This is a genomic window from Geomicrobium sediminis (assembly GCF_016908595.1).
Lineage (GTDB): Bacteria > Bacillota > Bacilli > Bacillales > Marinococcaceae > Geomicrobium_A > Geomicrobium_A sediminis.
On sequence record NZ_JAFBEC010000001.1, the window covers coordinates 66068 to 82753 of the forward strand.

The 16686-nt window shown below is 42.1% G+C and carries 14 protein-coding genes; 1 reads left to right on the forward strand and 13 read right to left on the reverse strand.

Going from position 1 to position 16686, the window contains the following annotated elements:
- Position 1: 1 nt before the first annotated feature.
- From JOD17_RS00370 to JOD17_RS00380, 3 genes are all read right to left on the reverse strand, one after another.
- Entirely contained in the window at positions 2-2083 is a 2082-nt protein-coding gene (locus JOD17_RS00370) for a BglG family transcription antiterminator (protein ID WP_204695141.1), read from the reverse strand.
- Between the two features lie 228 nt (positions 2084-2311).
- The gene (locus JOD17_RS00375; RefSeq protein WP_204695142.1) at positions 2312-3367 is read right to left on the reverse strand and encodes an acyl-CoA dehydrogenase family protein; all 1056 of its coding nucleotides are present in this window, start codon (positions 3365-3367) and stop codon (positions 2312-2314) included.
- An 18-nt stretch (positions 3368-3385) separates the two neighbouring features.
- Positions 3386-3901 carry a DUF4242 domain-containing protein gene (locus JOD17_RS00380; RefSeq protein ID WP_204695143.1) on the reverse strand — a complete coding sequence of 172 codons (516 nt, stop codon included), beginning with the start codon at positions 3899-3901 and terminating at the stop codon, positions 3386-3388.
- 109 nt (positions 3902-4010) lie between these two features.
- Between JOD17_RS00380 and JOD17_RS00385 the strand changes: the two genes are divergently transcribed.
- Entirely contained in the window at positions 4011-4451 is a 441-nt protein-coding gene (locus JOD17_RS00385; RefSeq protein ID WP_204695144.1) for a winged helix-turn-helix transcriptional regulator, read from the forward strand.
- On the opposite strand, the gene JOD17_RS00390 is transcribed toward JOD17_RS00385, so the two are convergent.
- From JOD17_RS00390 to JOD17_RS00435, 10 genes are all read right to left on the reverse strand, one after another.
- Positions 4448-5200 (reverse strand): ABC transporter permease, encoded by a 753-nt coding sequence (locus tag JOD17_RS00390; RefSeq protein ID WP_204695145.1) that lies wholly within the window; start codon positions 5198-5200, stop codon positions 4448-4450. The two genes, JOD17_RS00385 and JOD17_RS00390, sit on opposite strands and share 4 nt — an antisense overlap.
- 3 nt (positions 5201-5203) lie before the next feature.
- Positions 5204-6151, reverse strand: a complete 948-nt coding sequence (locus JOD17_RS00395) for an ABC transporter substrate-binding protein (RefSeq protein ID WP_204695146.1) — start codon at positions 6149-6151, stop codon at positions 5204-5206.
- A gap of 14 nt (positions 6152-6165) precedes the next feature.
- A complete protein-coding gene (locus tag JOD17_RS00400; RefSeq protein WP_204695147.1) occupies positions 6166-6933 on the reverse strand; it encodes an ABC transporter ATP-binding protein in 768 nt (255 codons plus the stop codon).
- 254 nt (positions 6934-7187) lie between these two features.
- Positions 7188-7790 carry an RraA family protein gene (locus tag JOD17_RS00405; RefSeq protein ID WP_204695148.1) on the reverse strand — a complete coding sequence of 201 codons (603 nt, stop codon included), beginning with the start codon at positions 7788-7790 and terminating at the stop codon, positions 7188-7190.
- A 1-nt stretch (position 7791) separates the two neighbouring features.
- Positions 7792-9570 (reverse strand): IucA/IucC family protein, encoded by a 1779-nt coding sequence (locus tag JOD17_RS00410; protein ID WP_204695149.1) that lies wholly within the window; start codon positions 9568-9570, stop codon positions 7792-7794.
- Positions 9571-10797, reverse strand: a complete 1227-nt coding sequence (locus tag JOD17_RS00415) for a type III PLP-dependent enzyme (protein ID WP_204695150.1) — start codon at positions 10795-10797, stop codon at positions 9571-9573.
- Complete coding sequence (locus JOD17_RS00420; protein WP_204695152.1) at positions 10790-11575, reverse strand: HpcH/HpaI aldolase family protein; 786 nt, start codon at positions 11573-11575, stop codon at positions 10790-10792. The genes JOD17_RS00415 and JOD17_RS00420 overlap by 8 nt, the downstream gene beginning before the upstream one ends.
- Positions 11557-13350, reverse strand: coding sequence for an IucA/IucC family protein (locus JOD17_RS00425; RefSeq protein ID WP_204695154.1), 1794 nt, complete (start codon positions 13348-13350; stop codon positions 11557-11559). Before JOD17_RS00425 ends, JOD17_RS00420 begins: the two co-directional genes overlap by 19 nt.
- Positions 13319-14977 carry an IucA/IucC family protein gene (locus JOD17_RS00430; protein ID WP_204695155.1) on the reverse strand — a complete coding sequence of 553 codons (1659 nt, stop codon included), beginning with the start codon at positions 14975-14977 and terminating at the stop codon, positions 13319-13321. Before JOD17_RS00430 ends, JOD17_RS00425 begins: the two co-directional genes overlap by 32 nt.
- Before the next feature lie 10 nt (positions 14978-14987).
- Positions 14988-16382: an MFS transporter gene (locus JOD17_RS00435; RefSeq protein WP_204695157.1), complete on the reverse strand. Its 1395-nt coding sequence runs from the start codon at positions 16380-16382 to the stop codon at positions 14988-14990.
- Positions 16383-16686: the final 304 nt, after the last annotated feature.

Consider the following 16686-nt stretch of genomic DNA (forward strand, 5'->3'; position numbering starts at 1 on the left):
ATTAAAACTCCCCTTTGTTATGGTTTTGAATCACGTGTGCAATTTCTGATACGGTCGTACTTGCTAGAATTTCTTCAGTATTCTCTTCTTCAGAGAGCAACTCTGAAAGTTGCGAAAGTGCTTTAAGGTGCGTTTCATTATCAACGGCCGCAAGCACAATGATAATTCGAGCATCATGCTTTTCTTCTTCTGAGAAGTGAACCGGCTCGTCGGTTTTTAGAATACTCATACCAAGCTGAACGACACCTTCTTCAGGGCGGGCATGAGGCATTGCTATATTAGGTGCAATGACAATGTACGGACCGTTCGTCACGACATTTGCGATCATTGCATCGATGTACTCTTGATGAATGTATTTTTTCTCTAGTAATGGTTCGGCGGCAATTCGAATGGACTCTTGCCACGACGTGACACTTGGTTTCACAGTAATCATGTCTTCAGTTACTAATTCGTGTAGCATCGGTTTGTGCACCTCAAGTCTTGATCTAGTTGGGCGAAAATACGGTTCAATCTGGCGCCTTAATGCGTCATGATCATGAATCGTGGCATGTTGCTCAATGATGCCGATTACACTTTCAAAATCTGATTGTTTTAATCGGTCGGGATCCATAAACCGTTGCAACTCTCGTAATACGTGTGCTTTCTCCGAATCACCAAGTATCGCCGGAACATAAATAATTGGCACAGTGGAAGTGTGAATGTACGTTGTAGAAAAGGCAAAATCAATGTCTTGTTCATACTCCGAAAACGCACGAACGGGCAAGAAGTCTAGAATCTCAACGTCAGGTAATAATCCTTCTAGTTGCGCAAAAAGCATTGAAGATGCTGCAATCCCGTTTTCACAAATCACTACAGCGCGATACGCTTTTGATCTTCGGTCTACCTTTCGATGGATCCATCCGCCAAAATGCATCGCAATGAGTGCAACTTCTTCACTCGGAATCGTACGATTCACATAACGCTCCAATGGTTCTAGCGCTTGTTCTGTTAGGGTGTAGACTTCTTTTAATTGATGCTCAATTAATGGCAAATATCGATGATCTAACGGCTCGTTGTACTTTAGTCGATAATAGGCAGGCTTAATATGTGCGACTAAGTTCTTTTGTAGACGTTCCTTTTCACGAAAACGAACGCCACTATGAGCCTCGAATTGCTCAATAATTTCCGTTGTTACGACGTCAATATCGGAGCGCTCATCTTTAGTGAATGACGCTAAGCCATCGGTTACACGAGAACCGAGAATTCTAATCGTTAAGACAACACATTCGAGACGAGTAAATCGTCTGAAGCCCTTACTTGAAAGACGTTCATTTAGTTGATCAACAGCTCCAAAAGCTTGTGATTGCAACAGGACTTCCTGTTCTTCACGATCGACCCAAAGGTTATTTAACGGTCGCTTGTATAGCATCAGTATGTGTAGCAAGAGAGACAACGTCACTTGCTCATTAAATGAAAGGTCAAGCTGTTGCTCAAGCTTACCAATCTCTTCTCGAATCATGACTTCAGCATCATCAACGTCTTGATTACACTGATTCAATAGCATTTGTATGACTTCATCATGTTCATTTTCAATCACAATTTGAATGAGTTGATGAATCACACGCCATAACGATTGGTCAGACCCTTTCAGTTCATATCCAATTTGTTTCGAGTAGTTCAAAGAAACGTCAAACGCATCAAGTTTCTCAGTAATGACTGCTAAATCTTTGAACAGCGTGCCCCGGCTCACTTGAACGAGTTCACTCAATTCATTTGAAGACACAAACCCATCATGAAGCAATAAGTACGCACTAATCACGTAATGTCGCTCCACCTGAGTGAACCGATAATCCCATTGTCTCTTGAGTGTTAACAAAGAAGGTAAGCGTTCCTTTGTCAACGTTTCAAGAAATAAGCCTTTGTTATAATTCCTTTGAATCGGTGATAAGTGATGATGCATGAGCCAGTGGTCAATCTCATTAAAATCATAATAAAGTGTGCGTTTTGACACACCTAAAGCGTTTGCTAGTTCAGGTATGGATACCGTTGTTGTTGCACGGCTAAGGTAAGACAATATGGCAATTCTTCGTTGATCTAAAACCACAGCGTACGCCCCTTGCACAATACAATTTTGCACTTCCTCCATAACCTACTCGGAGTATATATCAGTCTATTCCAGCTGTTAAGAGGTTTTGACATGCAATAACTGTACATTTGAATTTTGCAAAACTATACTCTTGATTGTTTTATCATAGGTTTTGCCCATTCTTTATGCAACAAGCGCTCAAAAACAAAAAAGGACATTTCCGAGGTCATAGACCTCGGAAATGTCCTAGTTTATCGCTTCATTAGAAGTGATTTGCATCATCTTATCTAAATGCCGTATGGTCGGTGTTAAGTTCACAAGAAAGTACGCTTCTCTGAGACGTCTTGCCGGATGACTTTTCCTTAAATAGGCGGGCCCTCCAACATGAAGCATCGTCATGTGTGCTGCTTTCACAGCATCTTCAGCACTTGCTTTACGAATCGGCAACAATGATTCCCAAATGAGGGGCCCGTTTTGGAATTGCTCTTTCAGTCGTTCTTGTTGACGTGCCAAATCCCTTTTCACTTGATCTGGTTGCTCTTCCATATAAGCATTGCAACCGTTTTGCTTCTTTAGCGCACTTTCGCTTGAAGCAATGGATGCCTCGATGACACCAAAACCGAGGGGAATTTGATACACAAGGAAATAGGGACGAATCGTTTTAATGAACGCATCTGCGTCTTCAGCTAACACTTGCTCTGTTGGAACGAACAAGTCCAAAAAACGGACAGCATACGTCGCACTTCCATTAATTCCAACATAATCTTTTTTCTCTTTTAGATCGAGTCTCTCTCCTCGACACTCCACAAAAATCATCACGTTACGATCTTCATTTTCTACTTTAGCAACCGCCCCGAACCAGTGATCTTCACCCAGATTCGACACGGATGGTAGCGTCCCTTTTACTTCATAGCCTCCATCGACATTTCGTGCTTTTAGATGGAGTGGCTCAAGGTTTGCATAGTTTTTCATTGGGTTTGAAAGACCCGTTCCCCCGAGAACCTTTCCACTTTCCAAAGGAGCCAGTAACCTCTTTTTCAATGATTCATTTTTTGTATGCCTTACGTACGTAATGGCAGCTAAGTGACACCATGTGATGAAGCCCGTTGTCATACAATACTTCGATACAAGCCGTACAGTATCCACTTCTTGCTGTACCGACTGCAAATAAGATTGTTGATTCGAAGAGGAGAAGCACCCTTGTTCACCAAGGCCTTGTAAAATTTGTTTCGGATAAAACCCTTCTAAATCAATCTCTTGTGCGAGAGGTTTTAACTCTGTTTTCAGCCATTGTTCAAGCATATACTTCTCCTCCTAATCCTAGTCTCTTGAAAGTTTAGTAATGGAACTCACTGGTGCTTTCACTGCTTCTCTTGCGCGTTTCACCGCATCGTCGTCAGGAGCATCATAGAAACAAAGACACTTTGTCATATCTTCACACACATACGTCCGTTGGAATTCAACTTCAGGCACTTCTGCGTAGTGCACAGAATTCTTCTTCTTACGTTCCAAATATTGATCCATCGTAAGATCTGCTGGGAAGTTCCATTCAACCAAATAGTTGATTTTCCCTGCCGTTTTTCGAACATCCTCTAGGTCCTGGCCTACAATTCTCACTTCTTTTACTTCTTGTACTGTAAATACACTTTCACTAAATGCTGGACTTACATCCGCTTCTTTTGAGGCTTCAATAATGACATACACTTTCTTATAATCGTTTGCTACTTGCACCTCAATAAGTGTTGCATCCCCAAGTTTAAGTGTATCGACCGCACGCTCTACAGCAGCTTGCTCCCTTGCATCCGTTAATGTTGCTTCGACTAAAAATAATGCCATTGTATTCGTCACTCCTTTTTGATTATTTAGGTTATTTTAGTATACTAGGTTAAAAAAATCAACTTAGTAAACTCTGTGTTATACTTACGATATTAAAGGAGGAAACGTGATGAAAGAACGCTATCCATTACCGTGTAACATTGCACAAACACTCAACATTGTCGGTGATCGTTGGACACTTTTAATCATTCATGAAATTCTTGTCGGCAATACGACATTTAATGATATTAAGCACAACCTGGAGACCATTTCAGCAAATTTGTTATCGACCCGCCTCAAAGCTTTAGAACAACAAGGCATGGTCGTTTCAGAACTTTATAGTAAGCATCCACCACGCTACCAATACGCACTGACCAAGAAAAGCAAAGACCTTGAACCGGTCTTTCATGCCCTTCTTTTATGGGGACGCGAACACCTTGATACGTGTTATAAAGCCCTCATCAATTCAGAAACTGACAACGACGTGGAGATCGGTTATTATGACCAAAAAACAGGCGAAAGAATTCCCCAAGAACATTTATCTGTCATCCCGTTTGAGCGTCAAACCTAACGGTTAAATCCCCACTGTTTGCCTACCCATGATTCAAACAATCCAAGTAACTTATCAATTGATAACCCAAGAACGCCAATAAAGAAGATTCCCGCTAACACCAAATCAAGGTCAAGCGCATTTCTTGCATCGATAATGAGGTAGCCCAATCCCGATTGGGCGCCTACCATCTCCCCAGCAACGAGAAAGATCCAAGCCGTCCCAACAGCAAGGTGCAACCCGCTCGCAATTCCTGGGAATGCAGCCGGAAGAATGACTTTGTACATTAAAGCTGGTTGTTTCACTTCTAAATTTTCCGCTAATTTCAAGTACGTGTTATCGACCTTTTTCACTGCTGAAACGGTTGCGAGCAATACAGGAAAAAACGCAGCAATGAAAATAATAACAATCGCTGGCATATTCCCAATCCCAAACCACAAGACGATAAAAGGTGTCCACGCGACCGGAGCCACAGGGCGCAATACTTGAACAATCGGATCGACAATTCCCCATAGTTTTGGTGAACGCCCTAAGATTAAACCAAGGACGATTGCGACAATCACTGCTGAACCGTAGCCCATAAAGAAACGATACAAACTAATACCGATGTGCTCGAAAATTGTTCCGGTAATGACCATCTCAACAATGCCACTCGCAACACTGAGCGGCGAAGGTAAAAGTGCCTCTTCATACCCACCAACCCAAATCACCGATTGCCAAATGACAATGAGGACAATGAACGCAATTAAGACATTTAGTATTTTTCTCATAAGCTACCTTTGGGTCTCCTCAAGTAATGACGTATCGACGAACTCGTCGTACGTTGGTGGCTCTTCCATCAACCCTAATTGCAATACTCGTTCTCTCATATACTCATAATCTTCACGATTGATATTCAGATTTTCATAAGAAATCCATTCTAATGAAAGAGCTAATGCTTCTTCATCAACGTTCAAGTAGTTCATATGTGCATCAAGATCATATTCAGCATGTTCTCCAGCATGAGCGTAACCTTCCATAAATTGCTTCGCTAACTCTGGACGATCTTCCAAGAAACTTTGTCTAAAGACCATTGCACAACAGAGGCACCCTGGCCAAAGATCATTTGATTGATACAACACATGCCCCACATCTAACGTCACACCAATCGCTCCGAATGGTTCTGCAACAATGTAACTCTCAATTCTTCCTTCTGATAACGCTGCAGGCATCTCAGCTGGTGGCATCTCTACGACATTCACGTCACTGTAGTTCATGCCAGCGTTCTCTAACATTTCATCTAACAACAAGTTATGTGTAGATAAAGTATGAGGGATGGCGACCGTTTCACCTTTTAGATCTTCTACTTGTTCAATGTTCGGACCAGCAATCACTGCATTTCCATCTTCATGTCCTAGTGCGGTCGCTTTAATATCAATTCCTTTTTCATGAGCTTTCATAGCTAAAGGAAACAATACGGAAGCCCCATCAATTCTGCCGCTGTTCAACGCATCCATTAAATCGATCCACGTACCGAAACGTATTAATTCAATATCTCCGTCTTGCATAAATTGTTCTTGGTTCTCATTTGCAATGTAAAGAGGTGCTGCATGAGTGATTGGCAAATACCCGACTTTAATCGTTGAATCAGCTGCCGCTTCTCGTTGCTGACAACCCGTAATCACCATTGCCGCAATGAGTAATACACTTGCACTGATCGCTTTCACTTGACGATGCACCATCATTCCTCCTTACGTTAAATGTGATAGTCAGAATCAAGTTCGTTTCTTCCAAAATGAAACGTATCAAAAATCAATTTTCTAAAATAATGAAAATCTCCATGGCTACGATCTCTCGGTCTAGGAAGCGTTATGGCAATCGTCTTTTTAATTCTCCCTGGATTACGATCCATAATAATAATGCGATCGGACAAATAGACGGCTTCATCAATGTCATGTGTCACTAGCGCTACGGTCGTTTGCTCTTGTTGTTGAATACGCAAAAGCTCATCTTGAAGATAATAGCGATTAAACGTATCAAGCGCAGCAAACGGTTCATCCATTAAAATCAGCTCAGGTTGAATCGCAAGTGCGCGAGCAATGGCGACACGTTGCTGCATCCCACCAGATAATTCCGCAGGAAACTGATTGGCACTGCCTTCAAGACCAACTAATTGAATGTATTCATTTGCTCTTTTCGTTCGTTCGGTTGCAGATGAGATTGTCGGTTCTAATGCAAACTCCACATTCTTCTTCACAGTACGCCAAGGCAAAAGTCCATAATGTTGAAAGAGCATAATTGCACGTCTCGTTGGCTTCTCAATAGGAACTTGATCCATTAGTACATGCCCAGACGTCGGAGCCTCAAATCCCCCAATGACGTTCAGTAACGTACTCTTCCCACAGCCACTTTCACCGAGGATCGAGACGAATTCACCCTTTTCTATGGATAAAGAAATCTCTGACAATACTTCGTTGTCATGGAACGATTTGCTCATCTCTTTCACTTGTACGAGCGCAGACATGTCATCACCTAAATCCATTCAATTTTGATAATACAAAGTTGTTTACTATGTTTTAAGTTAGTTTAATATACTTAGTAACAAAAAACAACCAATATTTTTCCACCAAAAAAGCAACTGTTAGAAAACAGCTGCTTTCGCGTTGTATGTTGGGGTTTTGCTTCAGAATTGAAGGGAAGTATTAAAAATCTCAACATAAAACTTCAAAATGCCACATACGAGATGACTCGGTCCGACGAATCTCGATCATCTGAAGCTCACACTTGAAACGTGCGTCTTCTGACTTCTTCTCGCTGTTCTTTTCCCTGTGCTTTTTCGATAATATCCTCGTAATCCAATGGGTTAAATTTATAAATCCCATCCGCATCGGCAATGACGTAATCGCCTGACTCAAAGACGACGCCACCTACACTAACGAGACCGTGGATCTCTGCTTCTAGATTTAACGGTTTCGTCGTTTGTGCTGAAACCGTTTCATAATAAACAGGAAGATTCACTTGCCATAACGTGTCGAGGTCCGTGATCGCTCCGTTAATAATCACTCCTGAAATCTTCGCTGCCAATGCTTGTAAGGAGCGAAACTCTCCCCAACACGCGTGCGTTTTATTGCCTGACGTATCGATAATTAAGATATCTCCAGCTTCCGTCTCGTTTAGCGCTTCTGTGATTGGTTTCCCGTCACCATTTGAAAGCTTTACGGTGACGGCTGTGCCACTAATTCTGTTACCCGGGTGCGTGGTCTTAAGATCGTTAACGAATCCAAAATCGGTGAAATGACCAATGGTTGACGTGTGTAATGGTTGCATCAATTCCATCGTCTCATTCGTGTATTTCATTTTCTTATCAACGATTCGAATCATTCTAGACGCCTCCTAAAATGCGCTTAAACGGATTGTGACCTTGACCTTTCCCGGAGGGCATTGCTCCTGGTACTCCGTCAACATCAAGCAACGGTTTTAGAATTTGTTTTACAGGCCAATGATCCGCTTCAAATAACTTTACATGTAGCCGCTGTTCTTCAAATTCTGAGAAACCAACTGCCTTCAATGCTTGTTGCCACCTTTGTTTCGTTACGAGCCATAGCTCTTCTTCTGTGATCTCAAACGTCTGTGCAAAGGTCTCAATCACTGAACGAATATTAACTTCAGTACCTAATGTTTGTACGTAAAATAGCAAATCATCGACCGTGTTATTGTACAAGCTGTTTGAATAACCCGGTCTGATTCGGTAGTTAGGATCTTCAAGTCCATAGCGCTCAGTATAAGGTGGGTGCAACCTGACAGAATCGTGATCACGGAATAAGAGAGCAACGGGCTTTCCCTGTTTTACGACGACACAACAGTTTTGGCCGTGAATCTCTGGAACGACACCAATTTTAAACAACCGCATGACAACGGTATAGAACAATTCAACAAGCTCATCAAAAAACGTCTCAACGTCTAGATCACCTAGTAATTGTTTCAAGAAGCCTTCACTTGCAACCCCAGCACCAAGTGCTGACATTGTAATCATTCGATAAGGCTCTTTCGTTAATTCTTCTGGATAGAGTCGTTGTTGAGCAGCTAAATGTCTCGGTTGTTCATCAAACCACCCTTTCGATTCAGGCATATACCCCCACCAATGACGTTCATCACATAGGTAGACTTTCTCTGTTAGGACGTCATCGCATTCAATTGCTTGCCTTAATAGTCGCTCACCTGAGCCGCCATTTAGTAATTTCACGACAGGTAGATAGCGGGATGCGCCTAATGATGTGACACTAACTGGTAATTTCAGCATCATTGATGACGGTTCTTCAGTCGCTAATGAACGAAGGGACGACGTCGCCACATAATCTCCTGCTCTCGTTTCCAAAAGAACGATGATGCCTTCTTTAATCTCTTGCTCATACGTTGGTTTAATGATGACTTCCATCTGCCACGGGTGCACAGGCATGAGTGTATAGTCCTCTAGAGTGACTCCCGTTCTCCCTAACTCCTCTTCTAACATCTTTTGTTCTTCTAGAGGGAGACCATCTATTGGCGTTAAAGACGTCTCGCCTGTTACCATCGCATCTTTTTTCACTGCGACCCAATACAACTGCATCGTACACCCAAATTCTGCCATATACTTTTTATATTGTTGATCAGTAAACCCGATCTTTGCCTTCGCTGTAGGGTGAAACGGGCGATCGCGATAAGACGCCACCCGCTCACTTTCAATAAACCAATCGTAAGAGTGATTCAGTTCTTTGTTGTCTTGTTCATTAAGATGGTCAATACTTAACTGCAGCTGGTGAATTGACGTTTCTATACTCTCAATTAACTTCCTTGCACCAACATGATTCATGTCGAAGGTCGATCTGGCAATTTCCGCTGCTGTTTTTAACAAAGTCCAACCATTTGGTCCTCGCCTATAAATGGGACTACCAAGCTTCCAGCTCAACTCATTACCGGCGCGTCTTTCTAATAGAAAGCAAAGATCATGTTCATAAACAACTGTTTCTTCTTCAACACCGAACAAACGTTGAATTTCTGGACGTGTATCTCGTAGCAAAGGAAGTTCCTGATCTAACGGGAAAAACCCTTCACTTCGTAACGCCTGAATCAAATCCTGAATAATCAATGTCTCAGCGTTAATAACGTTTAATGTAGGTGCCATTTAATGATCGCTCCTTGAAATAGACTGAAACTGCTTGTCACGATAGTAAAGAAATGCTGGTTGATCATGCCCTAGAAATTGATGGTGTGAAATTGTCCAACTGTAAGCCCCTGATTGTAGAAATACGACCAAGTCTCCGACCCGAAGTTGAGACACCTCAGCTTGAGAATGCAGTCGATCTTTCGGAGAACAGAGCTCACCAACGATGTTGACTCGCTCCTCTGTTACTGTCGGGCGCGAGAACGGGTACGGCCATTCTTCAATCGGGATAATCTTAAAGGGATGATTATGTCCCCAAGAAGCGGGCAGACGTTGGTGGTGCGTACCGCCACGAAGAATGGCGAAGTGTTCCTGTTGAGACTGTTTTAGATCGTTCACTTCAGTCACATAATAGCCACAGTTGGCAACGATTCTTCTTCCAGGTTCAAAAAGCAGTTGCTTACCTTTCACACGATCAAGAACACCACTAGACTTTAAAGCAGCGATAAACTTCTCCCAATCAAAACTAGGATTCTCATCATACGAGACGCCAAATCCACCTCCACAATTTAGAACCTTAACATCAAGTCCGTACGTAGATTGCCACTCTTCCACTTTATCTACATAATGGTCAATCATCGCTACGTGCAAATCTTCACGTAGATTATTTGATATCGAGTGAAAGTGAAAGCCATAGATTTGAACCAAATTCTGATGCGCGACTAACTTTAACGCACGTTCAATTTCTGTTTCTTCCATCCCAAAGGGCGACGGTTCTCCTGCCATCGTTACGTTTGTTGTTGGGAGGTCATCATAATTCAAGTTAATTCTTAATAGAACTTGCGCTGAGGTCTGTAATTCATTTGCGATCAGTAGTAACCGTTGTAACTCCAACGTACTCTCGATGTGAATGTACGTCACTCCCGCACGCAATGCCCCTCGCAATTCGTATTCCTTCTTACTCGGGCCTCCGAAGAGAACGGGAACGTCGGCAGAGACTTTTCTCACTTTCTTTAATTCACCAATCGAAGCGACTTCAAAGCCTGACACATAAGGCAACAATGCCCCAAGTATTCGTTCATCAGGGTTGGCCTTAATTGCATAGAACAGATTTGTATCTTTCGGCAACAACTTGACCATATTTCTAGCTTCTTGTGCTAACCGATCGAGATCATAGACATACGCACACAATGGTTGATGACACGCTTCTCTATACTGTGTCACTAACTGTTGGATTTCCCTATTCATCGGATTTTCTCCTCGCTAACGAACGGTAGTGATTCAGTTTTGCTTGATAGGCTCGAAAAGCATTTCCTCGTTCATCTCCAAGAACGAAGATCGATACACCTTTTTCACTCCACTGCTGATGTTGGGCTTCATTTCTGGAAACGATCGCATAAGGAATGTTCGCTCGTTTTGTAGATTCAAAAAGTTGCTCTACATGTTCTTCTACTTCTGGGTGATTAAGCTGCCATGGTACGTGTAACGATTGTGATAGATCAGCCGTACCTTCTAACACAAAATCAATAGGTGAGCACGATACAATCGCATCTCTCTGCTCAATGCCTTCGATACTTTCAATCATCGGTACGAGCATCAGTTCTTCATTGGCTGTTTCAATATATTCCGTTAAAGAGTGCTTGCCGAACTGACCAGGACGACCACTATTCAGACTTCTCATTCCCTTAGGGTGATAGAACGTATGTTGAGCCGCTCGTTCAACTTCTTCTTTCGTCTTCACATTCGCAATGACAATCCCGGCCGCACCCGCATCTAGAACTTTCAAAATATCTTGGCGGTTGACTTCCGCTAAGCGTACGAGAGGAGTCGTTCCTGTCACTTCTGCAGCACGAATCATGTTCTCAATCATTTCTTTGCTGCTTGAAGCATGCTCATGATCAATGATGACAAAATCAAACTCCGCATAGCCGAGCAACTCAACCATCGTAGGATGGGGGGTAGACACGAACATGCCAAACACCTTTTCGTTACGGGCAATCTTCTGCTTTAAGAGATTGGCTCGCATTCTACCTGCCTCCTTGCTAGTAGAAGTGGATTCTCTACCTGTGAAAAGTACAATTCACCGTCGCCAAATAATCGACGCTTTGTCATTTGTTCAATCTTTATGTCTTCACCGAAGAGATCGTAAGCTTCACAGCGTTCTTGATCAAGGTTCACTTCATGTTGATAGTCAAGAATAGCGTTCGTACACATCTTCCAAAACATTTCTTCATCAATCATATATCGTTCAAAGAAGAACGCGATTTCTGTCATGCAGATAAAGTAAAACGCATCGTAATAATAATCACGCACATCGGTAAATGCGTCAGCTTCTAGGAAAGAATAACGGTTCACCTTTTTATGGGCCTCAGGCTCAGAAATAAGCACGGGTTGGTTCTTCGGACCAAAACGGGAATCTGGTACAAAACGAACCCCATCATGCAAGTCTTTTGCAACGACTCGCTTTGGCCAGCCATCCTCTACTATGACGATCAAGTTCTGAGCGTGAGATTCGAGCGCAATGCCATGCTTATAAAGCAAATGCATTAATGGTTTAGAAACGACTTCTATTAGTCGGTTCAGCCACCTCTTCGCCCCATATTGATCAATAAACGCTTGAATGATTGGAACCCCGTTCTTCTGAATGTGAGTGACCGCATTTAATGGGAGTGCGCGTTCATTCTCATTCACATAGGTGTTTATATTCTCTCGATAGATCACACCTAAATTCCCGTATAGTTGCTTTTGTTCAATTTGAGTCGCTTTTTTATATTCGAAAGCCGTTCCTGCGACCTCACGCAAAATATTGAATGAATCATCTTTAAAGTACGGGTCCTCGTCAATGATGGAATGCAGCCACTCACTTATCTTTGCGGCGTTTTGGATAGTGTGGCTCGCTAATATTCGGCTGGATGATGTATTGGTGATGTTTAACGGAAGTTTTAGATACGTCGACTCAGAATAATTTCTATTCGTTAACGAACGCAGAGATTGATGGGCTTGGTAAGGAACCGATGAACGACCTAATAACACAACACTATGATTTTCAATCGCTTGAAGAAACTTTGGTTGTAAATCATTCTCCCATTGCCACGGATGGACAGGAATCCAATACATTTCTTCAGGTGCTTGTCCTGAACCTTCGATGTACTTTATAAATCGCTGCTGATCCTCAAGAGGAAGGTGTTCGTCCAAAAGTTCTTGCCAATCAATTGTTGCGAGTTTGGTTGCTTTTACTAAATCTTGATGTACTGCGAGCCAAAACGGGAAAATCGATTGATTAAATTCTGGCCCGTAACGTTCATTATCTTCTAATGAAAACCCTATGCGTGATTTATAGCTTGGATGATACGGATGCCCTTCGATAAGAAGGCTTTCAATATCATCAAAGGAAAGTGAATTTACTGGCTGAGGTTCTTGCTGCACTCGTAACGCTTGTGCATCCTTTGCATACGTTTCAAGCAACTCACGAATGAACGACGAAGCTTGATTCTCATGGAATTGATTCTGAATCAACTCTTCGAGAAAGACATATAAATCCTCACACGTTTCGTCGTTGCGTTTAATCGAATAAGGGTTAATTTTTATCCGATGAAACGAATGCTTTTGAGTAGCCTTAAACGTATAGATGACCTTAGACCCTTCTTCATTTTCTCCGTAGACGGCCCAATCGCCATCCGTATGCGCATACGATACGATTCCTTCAAATAAGAGAGCTTCTAACGTTTGGCGCATGATTCGGTCTCTTACTTCTTCTGGAAGGTTACGGTTATTGGATTTCAACAGGTTGTTTTCGTACATCTAAATCCCTCCGTGTGGCGTGCATCACATTGTTAACACGCACAAATGATGGCGTTTCTCCTTTACTCAATAAACAGCTAACCATGTTCGTCTTTGCAATAAATGATTCTGAATCACGAATCTCTTTTACAAATTGATTGTTCGTCTGCACATATTCTCTTTCCAAAACGTCATCGACCCGTTGCCAAATCTTCTGCTCGGACACGTTGCATAGTTGCGCAATGACATGAATTAAAGATCCTAGATGGTTAACGAAGAAATAATAAATCGTTCTCTCCCTTGCTGCTTGAGTCGAATAAAACAAATAAGAATGCTCAATATCGTCATCAACGTTTGTTGCTTTCTCCCGTTCAACACTTACACCTTCAAGGTCCCGAATGATGAATTGAACAGGCAGCCCCTCGTCCAATGTGACAAGACAATTTTGTAAATGAGCTTCAAAGTGAACGCCCTTATCTTCAATTAAGCGGACAATTGGTACTAATGAAATCTCTAAATACCGTTCAAACCAATCTTCTATATCAATTCGTCCAATAACTTGTTCCAATTGGTAACAGTCCGTTGACGGATTCCATTCAACTAAACTAGACGCAATCATCGTCCGACTCGTATCAAAGTTTACGGGCCGGTATGCATACGTGAACATTGATTTTAACTTTTCATCATCAAAGTGACAGGATGCTGTCGCTGTTTCATATGAAATTTGCGTGTACGGTTCGTCAGAGAAACACTTATTGTCCATTAAATAGTGCGTCGCTTGAAGTGTTCGTCTCATCTGCTCCACAGTGTTGTTACGTTTCAAGTTCGTAATTTGCACATCTAATGGCAACTTCAAATTGCACGTCATCTCAGGCACATACACTGTTCGTACTGAAGATGTAGGATATGCCATCGGTCCGAACATTCCTAGAAATTGTAATGTGCCTTCGCGTATCGCCACTTTAATCTCAGGCACACGTTGAACGTGTTCATACTGCCAAGGATGCATCGGCAAAACCCGATAGTCATCATATTGGTCGCCTAAACGTCGTTTCACCTTTTCCATTAACGGATCTGGGAATTGAACCTTTTCATGGACCCACTTTTCAACATAGGCATCTTCTTTCACAGCCACATAACCAAGCTGAAACGCTGTGTGACATTCCGGACTGTAACGGTCAATTTCTTCGGCGTAGAACCCTTCACGGTTTTTTGGGAAAGGATGAAACGGGTGACCATGAATGAGAGATTGTTCTGAGCTAATGTAATCATGAACCGGTCGATCGTTCATTTGACTAAGGAAAATGTTGAGCTTATGAAAACTATTGCTCACCTTTTTTAGAAATACCATTTTCTCAGTTTGTGAGAGTGTCGAATGGCTTGATTCTAATTCTTTTACGATTAAAGAAGCGATATCCATATAATCGATTCGTTGTTGTCTGATGAAGTAGCTCTGATATTCATGTTCTCCCATTGCCGAGTAATACGTTAGTTTCCCAGTAATTGCTGCTCGACTAGATGGAAATGGAATTTCATAGGAGTGATCCTCTTGTTCATAAATGAACGTGCCTTCACATTCTCTTAGGTAACAATTAAGCAATGTCTTACACGTATGTTCATCTGCATACGTCCATGGATTACGATTCATCGTTATCTCCTCACCTAGTTTTCGTTCGATTTGTAATAACTTTAGTTAACGGTAATGTCACGATCATTAGAAATCCGAGTAACAGCCAAAGCTCTTGAAGTGCTTGCCATTTAGCCTCTGTTACGGTCACTGTTGCCTCAAGGGCAGTCCACCTTAAATCAAAGTACATCGTTATGAATATGACCATTACCATCGACGAAAGCCGCTTTAACGTGTTGGATAACGCCGATCCATCATGCCATTCTTTCTCTTCAAGTGCATGCAGACCAATCGTTACGACGGGCGAGTTCGATAGGCCCATTCCCATCCCCCGAATAGCCATAATGACAATCAATACAAGTAAAGATGCATGGATTGGAACGAACGCTAGAAGTAGGATAGAAAGTGCGGTTAGTAGTATGCCTATTTTCACAAAAGATGTGGATTGTTGATCGATTTTTCGTCCTCCATACCAAGCAAACAGACTCGCAAAGATTGCAGCAGGGATGTACAGTGCACCAGTAACACTTGCACTGTAAGAAAATACATCTTGCATCATGAGGGGAAATAGAATTAATACACCAAACATGACTGAATGTTGCACGGTCACAATGACGACCGACGCTGTGTATAGACGATTCTGAAACAAGTGCAAGGCAATCATAGGTTCAGAAGCATTTCTCTGATTTCTTAAAAATAGATACAGTAGACCAATTCCTAGAATTAAGAAAAGATAGGGCAGCCAATACGTAAGGTTTGTCGTGCCCATCAGCTGTAATCCTAAGCAGATACATAGCAACGAACAGGCGAACACGCCAATTATATATGGACTCGTCTTTTTTCTTGGTACTGCTCGTTGCTCTGGTAATTTCAAGACACCTATGAAACTTACAAATAGTGCAAAAGGAACCATGAACCAGAATAAATAGTGGAACTTACCCAAATCCATTAGTACTCCGCCTAAGAATGGTCCGATTGCAGGTGCTGCTGTTAATACGAGCCCCCACAATCCTGAAATCCTCCCGTGAAAGGATTGCGGGTAAAGAGAGAACAACAAGACGAGCGAAAGGGGAATCATAATTCCTGCCGCTACGCCGTGCAACAACCTGACGAAGGCAATCGCAATAAAAGAATCATAGAATAAGGCGCCATATATTGAGGATGCAAACAAAATGAGAGCTCCACTAGTGAATAATTGCTTCCTCCCCCAAACTCTTGATAGGTACGCAGCAATTGGCATCGTTACCGTCATCGCTAACAAGTAGATCGTAATTAACCAGCTTGCTTCCGATGTCTTTATCTCATACAAGTTCGATAAACCTGGAATAAGCACATTAAATGCACTGTTGGTCACAACTAAGGCAAATCCACCGCCGATAATGGCGGCAACGACTATATACGTTGGTTTCTCTTTGTTGTGCAACATCTTGTTATTGTCTTTTTGAGAAATCGTATTTAACCGCTCTAACGATCATCGCCTCCTTGTTTTCATCTACTCTCACTTTAATTGAGAATGATAATCACTGTCAATTAGTCTTTTGGATTCAATTTCCAGTTATGAGTTCTGGCATAGAAAACTGAAATGACACCGTACTTCATACCTCTATCGTCCAGTGAAAATCAATCTTTTGCGCCATAACTCAAATAGGATAATGATCTATAGGAGTGAAAGGTGTTATGTTTTAAGCGGATAAGACTTAGAGAGTGAGAATGTGCTCAAAGGAATTGAT

Excerpts from the sequence above, each read along its gene's own strand:
- JOD17_RS00375 (WP_204695142.1), bottom strand. The coding sequence starts at position 3,367 with ATGCTTGAACAATGGCTGAAAACAGAGTTAAAACCTCTCGCACAAGAG.
- JOD17_RS00380 (WP_204695143.1), bottom strand. The coding sequence starts at position 3,901 with ATGGCATTATTTTTAGTCGAAGCAACATTAACGGATGCAAGGGAGCAA.
- JOD17_RS00385 (WP_204695144.1), top strand. The coding sequence starts at position 4,011 with ATGAAAGAACGCTATCCATTACCGTGTAACATTGCACAAACACTCAAC.
- JOD17_RS00390 (WP_204695145.1), bottom strand. The coding sequence starts at position 5,200 with ATGAGAAAAATACTAAATGTCTTAATTGCGTTCATTGTCCTCATTGTC.
- JOD17_RS00395 (WP_204695146.1), bottom strand. The coding sequence starts at position 6,151 with ATGGTGCATCGTCAAGTGAAAGCGATCAGTGCAAGTGTATTACTCATT.
- JOD17_RS00400 (WP_204695147.1), bottom strand. The coding sequence starts at position 6,933 with ATGTCTGCGCTCGTACAAGTGAAAGAGATGAGCAAATCGTTCCATGAC.
- JOD17_RS00405 (WP_204695148.1), bottom strand. The coding sequence starts at position 7,790 with ATGATTCGAATCGTTGATAAGAAAATGAAATACACGAATGAGACGATG.
- JOD17_RS00410 (WP_204695149.1), bottom strand. The coding sequence starts at position 9,570 with ATGGCACCTACATTAAACGTTATTAACGCTGAGACATTGATTATTCAG.
- JOD17_RS00415 (WP_204695150.1), bottom strand. The coding sequence starts at position 10,797 with ATGAATAGGGAAATCCAACAGTTAGTGACACAGTATAGAGAAGCGTGT.
- JOD17_RS00420 (WP_204695152.1), bottom strand. The coding sequence starts at position 11,575 with ATGCGAGCCAATCTCTTAAAGCAGAAGATTGCCCGTAACGAAAAGGTG.
- JOD17_RS00425 (WP_204695154.1), bottom strand. The coding sequence starts at position 13,350 with ATGTACGAAAACAACCTGTTGAAATCCAATAACCGTAACCTTCCAGAA.
- JOD17_RS00430 (WP_204695155.1), bottom strand. The coding sequence starts at position 14,977 with ATGAATCGTAATCCATGGACGTATGCAGATGAACATACGTGTAAGACA.
- JOD17_RS00435 (WP_204695157.1), bottom strand. The coding sequence starts at position 16,382 with ATGTTGCACAACAAAGAGAAACCAACGTATATAGTCGTTGCCGCCATT.